Source organism: Anoxybacillus pushchinoensis, from assembly GCF_900111795.1.
GTDB lineage: Bacteria > Bacillota > Bacilli > Bacillales > Anoxybacillaceae > Anoxybacillus > Anoxybacillus pushchinoensis.
In genome coordinates this window covers 1-6,586 of record NZ_FOJQ01000085.1, presented here as the reverse complement: position 1 = coordinate 6,586, position 6,586 = coordinate 1, and the positions used below count along the sequence as shown (strand labels likewise).

3 protein-coding genes and 1 pseudogene are annotated in these 6,586 nt (G+C 42.8%); 1 reads left to right on the top strand and 3 read right to left on the bottom strand.

The window, feature by feature from the left end; all coding sequences use genetic code 11:
• Window positions 1-381: 381 nt before the first annotated feature.
• Window positions 382-3,267, bottom strand: coding sequence for an S-layer homology domain-containing protein (locus tag BM213_RS13800; RefSeq protein ID WP_167357422.1), 2,886 nt, complete (start codon window positions 3,265-3,267; stop codon window positions 382-384).
• Window positions 3,268-3,644: 377 nt separating this feature from the next.
• Here BM213_RS13800 and BM213_RS13790 point away from each other — a divergent pair, with 377 nt between their 5' ends.
• On the top strand, window positions 3,645-4,610 hold the full coding sequence (locus BM213_RS13790; RefSeq protein ID WP_091705085.1) for a C40 family peptidase: 966 nt from the start codon (window positions 3,645-3,647) through the stop codon (window positions 4,608-4,610).
• A 23-nt stretch (window positions 4,611-4,633) separates the two neighbouring features.
• Here BM213_RS13790 and BM213_RS13785 read toward each other — a convergent pair whose 3' ends face one another.
• Together BM213_RS13785 and BM213_RS13780 are read right to left on the bottom strand one after the other, a co-directional pair.
• Entirely contained in the window at window positions 4,634-6,226 is a 1,593-nt protein-coding gene (locus BM213_RS13785; protein WP_425265937.1) for an S-layer homology domain-containing protein, read from the bottom strand.
• Between the two features lie 33 nt (window positions 6,227-6,259).
• A pseudogene (locus tag BM213_RS13780) lies at window positions 6,260-6,586 on the bottom strand (RNA-guided endonuclease IscB); the annotation flags it as partial.

The window sequence follows — 6,586 nt, the reverse complement described above, 5'->3', positions numbered from 1 at the left end:
AAAGGCGTTCAAAAGTATAATATATATTCCAAACCTCGTTTAATGCGAAAAAAAGAAACAGAGAGCCAACTATGACTCTCTGTCTCTATCAATCTCCGACAACCTTCGGGGCGTGACAGGCACGCTGCCTATTTATGGTTTGATACTTGCTCATCCTTTTCCCTCCTAAAACAAAAATATCCCCAATTCCCCGAAAGGAATTGAGGCTTTATGACTGTAGGTTCAAAATCATAATATATATTTGAAATCAAGCTTGATACAGATTCGGGCAAAAAGAAAAGCCCCGCAGAGATTGCTCTCCAAAGGACCTTTCGCTATGATAGATACCTATAGCTAAAAAGAGTGACCATATTTAATGGTCACTCTTCAAAAGGTGCAATATTATTTTGTTAATGTTACAGAAACATCGCCCTTAACAGTTACACCGTTAACGTCTTTGATATCTCCGTCACCACCAGTAAGAGTTTTCACTGTTACTGTAGGAGAAGATGTTACTGCAGACCAGTTAGATGTTCCTGGATTTATAGTAATAACTAAATCTTTTCCAGATACAGATGCAGTATGTGTAGCATCGCCAGCCGTAAATGTAGTAGTGCCATTAGAGATTTGGATATCATCTAAGATATCAGCGACATCAGCAAATGAAGCGCTAATATTCTCATTAAATGTAAGTTTAAGGACGTTGCTTCCTACTAATGTTGCACTTTGTAACGTAGCTGGTGTGTTATCTTCCACCAATACAGTTCCAGATGTTGGAATTACCGTCTTACCAGAAGATGTTTGAACACCACTAACTGCTAAAACCGCATTTGCTCCTGTGCCAACTGCGCCAAAGTTAATTGAACCTTGTGGTAATTCGATAACTACTGTTCTGTTGGCTGCACCATTTTTGAAGTAGATATCAGTTCCGCTTGGTAAAGCAGCTCCATCTAACTTATAGTTAGCAAGATTTAGTGCTGAGCTTGTAGTAACATCTTCACTAAATGTAACTTCAAAGATGTTACGTTGACCTGCTTGAGTAGCGATTGTAGCAGTTAAATCAGTTGTAGTAGCAGCCTTAGAAACTGTTGTAGTAGCTACAGCATTATTATTAGTATGAGCATCTGCAATTGCACCAGCTTCTAAACGAACTGTATATGTTCCAGCTGGTAATTTACCTGAAACAAGGTCTGCAGCATTTGGAGTAATTACAAGGACTTTAGCGTCATCTCCAGTAGCTCCTTTGCGAACTGCAGAAGCAGCTGTATTCATCGCAACTCCATCTTTACGTAATACAATTTTAGCTGTGTCACCAGTATTAGCAATTTCTTCATCAAATGTTACTTCGATGTCTACACCGTTAGAAGCAATTTTCGCTGAAACTACTTGCGGACCAGTAGCATCTTTAGTCATAGTAATGCTTTGAGTTGTAGCAGCAAGTTTCTTACCGAATACATCTGTAATTACACCATTAGCAAATGTTAATGTTACAGCTTTTGAAGTTGCTGAGCTACCATAGAAATAGTTAGGTGCAGTATATGACCCGCTAAATGTTACAATAACAGTTTTATTAGAAGTATCAGTTGTATCAAGAGCAGCTGTTACATCGCCTGCAGCTACTACTCTGCCATCAATAATTGCAGTTAGGGCACCATCAATAGTAGCATCGTTACTAGCAAGAGATTTGTTGAATACTACTTTCACTTTGTTAGAGCTAATTTGTGTAACAGATGTTACTTGCAATGCAGATGCATCGTTAGTAAATGTTACATTACCATTATATGGGCTTAGAATATTTGATGCAGCATCAGTTGTTCCAGCTACATAGATAGAAGCTGTAGAGCCTGCAGCCACAGAAGATGGCTTAGTAAATTTAACTTTTGTTTGGTTAGTATTCGATACAAATACCACACCAGATACAGGTTCTCCATTTAAACGTACAACGTCTGGCACTCGTGTAACTGGCTCAGCAAATGTTACTTCTACCTCATTAGTAATTGTGTTGTAAACAACTTCTTTAACTGTTGGTGCAGTTTGGTCTTTTGCAGTAAATGTGCCAGCATACGCTGTAAGTGTTTTTCCATCAGTAGTTTTTACAGCATCAGAAACAGTTACTGCATAAGTTCCGTCAAAATATTTAGCACCAGTAACATCAACAGTTAATGTTAATGTTTTCCCATCTGCACTTAAAGAACCTGTGATTGTATCAACACTTGAATCAACATTCTTATTAGTGTCTGTTGTATCATTTACTGTGCGTTTTACTGTTACTACACCAGCGTTAAGAGCTCCAGTTGACACGTTAGAGAACACGGTGTTCTTATCAACAGCTTTGTTGAATGTTACTTTAATTTGTTTAGCGTTAATCGCACTTACACTCTCAACCTTCGGCGTTACAACTGGCACGTCAACTTTCGCTTTGTCCGTTGTTTGACCTTTGTAAGATACGCTGTAAGTTTTACCTTCTTCTAACGCTGTTTTTGTTTTGATCACAACAACTGTTGTTTTTGCTTCAGCAGCTGCTTCCTCTTTGATTGATACAGACTCAATTTCAACGCCTTGGATGGCGAAGTCTTCTTTTTTCACTTCTTTCAATTCGCCGTTGAATGTCACTTCTAACGTTTTTTCGTCAACAAGCTTCACAGCTGTGATGTCTGCTGCTGAAACTTCTTTTTCCACATTCATCGCACGAACGACGAATGAAGCGAATTGAGCGCGCGTAACGTTTCGTTTTGGCATGAACTCTGTGTTTTTCGTTACACCGTTTGCTTCTAACACTTGGATGTACTCGCGAGCCCATGGAGCAGCTTTGTCAAGGTCAGTTACTTTCGTTGTGTAGTTTGCTGGTTTTGTTAATTTGAACGCTTCAACAACAACTTTCGCCATTTGTTCGCGAGTGATGTTTGCGTTCGGGTTGAAGTTACCTTTGTCATCTCCAGTCATGATGCCAGCACCTTGCACGATCGCTACAGCTTCAGCTAGCTCCGCTCTGCTCGCTGGAACGTCTGGGAAGCCAGCACCTTTTTGAGTAACGCCTGCATCCTTCAAAATGCGTGAGAAGATGATTGCCGCTTCACCGCGTGTTAAAGAGTTGTTTGGTTTGAATGTTCCATCTGGATAACCTTTAATGTACCCCTTTGCAACTAATGTTGCGATATCATCTGCATGTACGCTTCCTGCTACGTCTGTAAAAGACGCGCTTGCTACTGGTGCGATCGCTGAAGCAACAACTGCCGCAGAGACTGTACCAGCTAAAAATTTGCGATAAGACTTTGGTTGGTAAGCCATCGACATATTTCCTCCTTTTTGTTTCTCTTTCTATTTGTCTTAGCTAAATTTAAGAGATATGTATGTTTTCTCTATAAAACTCTTAAACTTAGCGAGTGAACGACTACAAACTACATTATAATTTTTTCCATGATTAAAGTCAACCATTTTTTCAACGGTTTTTCTTTGTTGGAATAACAAAACTTTTTCATATGTAGCCTTCCACCTATTCACCATTTTACCGAATGTTCGACTTTTTTCAATACCCGATTGCGTAACTTTTTGACAAAAAGTTTTGTTACATAACTGTAAAGTTACCATTCTCCTATTTATGATACACTTGGAATTGTGTAAAAATGTCGAAAATATAAAAATAATGACGGAGCGAGGTGTGACGGGTGAGGCGGTTTGTTTCAGCATTGCTTTTGTTTTTTCTTTTCCCTTCCTTCGCTTACGCAAGCGATAGCTACGATCGGCTCGTTCCATTGGCGAAAAAATACGTCGGTGTGCCGTATCAGTTCGGGGGAAGTTCAGAAAAAGGATTTGACTGTTCCGGGTTTACGCGTCATGTGATGAGCGGCGTTGGCGTCACGTTAGCGCGCACGACAGCGGAGCAATATAAACAAGGAAGTGCGGTAAAAAAAGAAGACTTACGTGTCGGTGATCTCGTCTTTTTTGAGACGTATAAAAAAGGTCCGTCACATGCAGGCATTTACATCGGGGGCAACGAGTTTATTCATGCAAGTTCATCGAAAGGAATTGCTGTTTCTTCATTAGATGATTCGTACTATAAAAAGCGATACATAGGAGCAAGACGCGTGCTCGCTTATGAGCAGGCAGCTGGTCAATTCGAAGATATCGGAAATGATTTTTGGGCAAATAAAGAAATTGAAGCGTTAGGAAAAGAAGAAATTGTGCTCGGTTACGCGAAAAGTTATTTTAAACCTGATGAAATGATGACGCGCGCGGATGCAGCCGGGCTAATCGCAGCGCATTTCGACTTCAATATGAACGATCGGAAGAAAACGTTCCAAGACGTGCCGAGCGACCATTGGGCAGTCGGTGCGATTAACGCCCTTGTCAAAGAGCGGATCGTCGATAAACAGATGACGTCGTTCCAACCGGACGAACCGATCACGCGCGAGCAGTTAGCGATATGGTTTGCGGAAGCGTGGAAGTTAAAGCGCGGGGCGGATGTTCCGTTTGCCGATGTAAAAGAAACAGATGCGGCGTATGATGCGATTGAAAAGCTTGTCGCATCAGGCATCGCTAACGGATATGAGGACGGCACATTTCGTCCGAAAGATGCAGTGACGCGGGCGCAGTTTGCGGTGTTTTTATATCGTGCGATACATATGAAATAGCGATGAAGGACAAGACTTCATCGCTATTTTTTTTGCAATGTTCGACTGAGAAAGAGTGCAAATTGTCCGCGTGTGACGATGTCGTTCGGGCGATACGGATCGTTTATTGTAATGCCGTTGAAATAGAGCGTATGGATCGGAGCGTACGCCCAATGGGAAAACGGAACATCGACAAACGTGCGAGTCACCGTTGGCGCTTCGTACACATCGCCATATGCCCTCGTTAAAATCGTTGCCATTTGCGCACGGGTAATGTACTCATTCGGATGTAGCTTGCCGTCGTATCCCGTGAGCAACCCGTACGCTTCAGCAATCGCCATTTCTTTATACCATGCATCTGTCGGCTTCACATCTTTCGCTTTTACGACATATCCTTCAGGAAGTGTCAGACGCAAATCGCGAATGAGCATGAGTGCGGCATGGCGGCGCAATAGCCGTTCGTTCGGGCGATATGTGCCATCTGGAAACCCCGAGATGATGCCGCGCTCATACAATAGTCGCGCCGCCATCTGCAATTCTTCCCCGACGACATCTGGAAAAAGCGGAGGCGTCGCCACGAGCGAATCAATCGATCCGTATGGGATGCGAAGCGTTGCCGAACCGCGATTGAACCCTTTTGCCGTCGGTTGTACGACGCGAAAAAGTGCTGTATCGACAAACGTTGAGCGAAACAGCCACGACACGCGGCTATGTAACGTCGCTCCGTCGTATGTCGTTTCATTTATTCCTTTCGGTATGCTCCCGATATGCACAGAAGCGTACCGTCCGTCCCCATCTTGCCCGTTTATATATGCTGATGTATGAGCGTACGTGTAAAAACGAAGCGTATATATGTTATTTTTTACCTTATAGCTCGTCAACAAGAGCGAAAGGGGCGGCTGCGGTTCGTACGGTGCGCCGAGCTCGTTTTTCCAATACGTTTGCAGCGCCGGAAGTTCGAAAGGGGTAGGAAGATGAACGTTCATTTGCATATGCCCTTTTAATGCATTTGGCGATCCGAATAGTTGCACGTAATCTTCTGCGAGTATTTCAGGCATATACCATTCATATGCCCCACTCCCATCGGCATGGGCATTCGGATAGCGAAACAATTCGCGCGCTGCCGCATATCGCGACATGAGCCATTCGTTCGGAAGGTGCTGCTCTTTATTTAACAAGTAATAAAATGTAAAATGATGCCCATATTCGTGCGCTAACGTCGTCGCCATTTGCTCGACGGTCGTCCATTCATTTCCCCCATATAAATGAATATACCGATTTGGAAGCAACGCGGGCTTTGGACTTGTTTGATATTGCGCAAAATATTGTCCGAGTACGTTTGCACCGGCAGGATAGTCAGGAAAAATTTTAATGCTCCCTAACAAAGCAAGCTCAGCGCCATGTTTGTTTTTTAATAGTTCTTGTTCCAGCTGAATAAGCTTCGTCTTCGTCCAATGCGGGCTATAGCTTTCAAACGTGACGCCACTTTCCCCTTTATAGCTAACAATAAGCGAATAGTAGTTTTCGTAGCTTTGCGCCTGCGCTTTTTTCGTTAAATCAACGACGTGGGCGTGGACGGGCGTGTGAAAAAAGAATAAAAAAACGAACGAAAGCCAAATAAATCGCATGCGTTGCACGTTCATCAGTTTTAGGCGAGGAGACCCCGATTTCTAAGCGAGAGCGAAAGTCGGGGAGGAATCGCCCTTCCTCCTTTCAATTAGTAATGTACTAGCATACTCAACTCTTTTTAGCTTTTTCCAGCTTGCTGAAGCATGCACTTTTGTGCCATCTAACAGCCGAAGGTCAAAATAACCGCTGCTTCTTCTGCCAAATATAAAACATTCTTTCCCTTCGTACACCACCTTGTCAAACAGTTGAAACCCTTTGACAAATCGTGGAGCTTTGTTTGATTTTCGTTTTCCACCTTTCAAGATGGTTGCCTTATGCAATTGACGGTTGTTTTTGCGAACGAATTTTAGAAGATAAACCGTGCCACT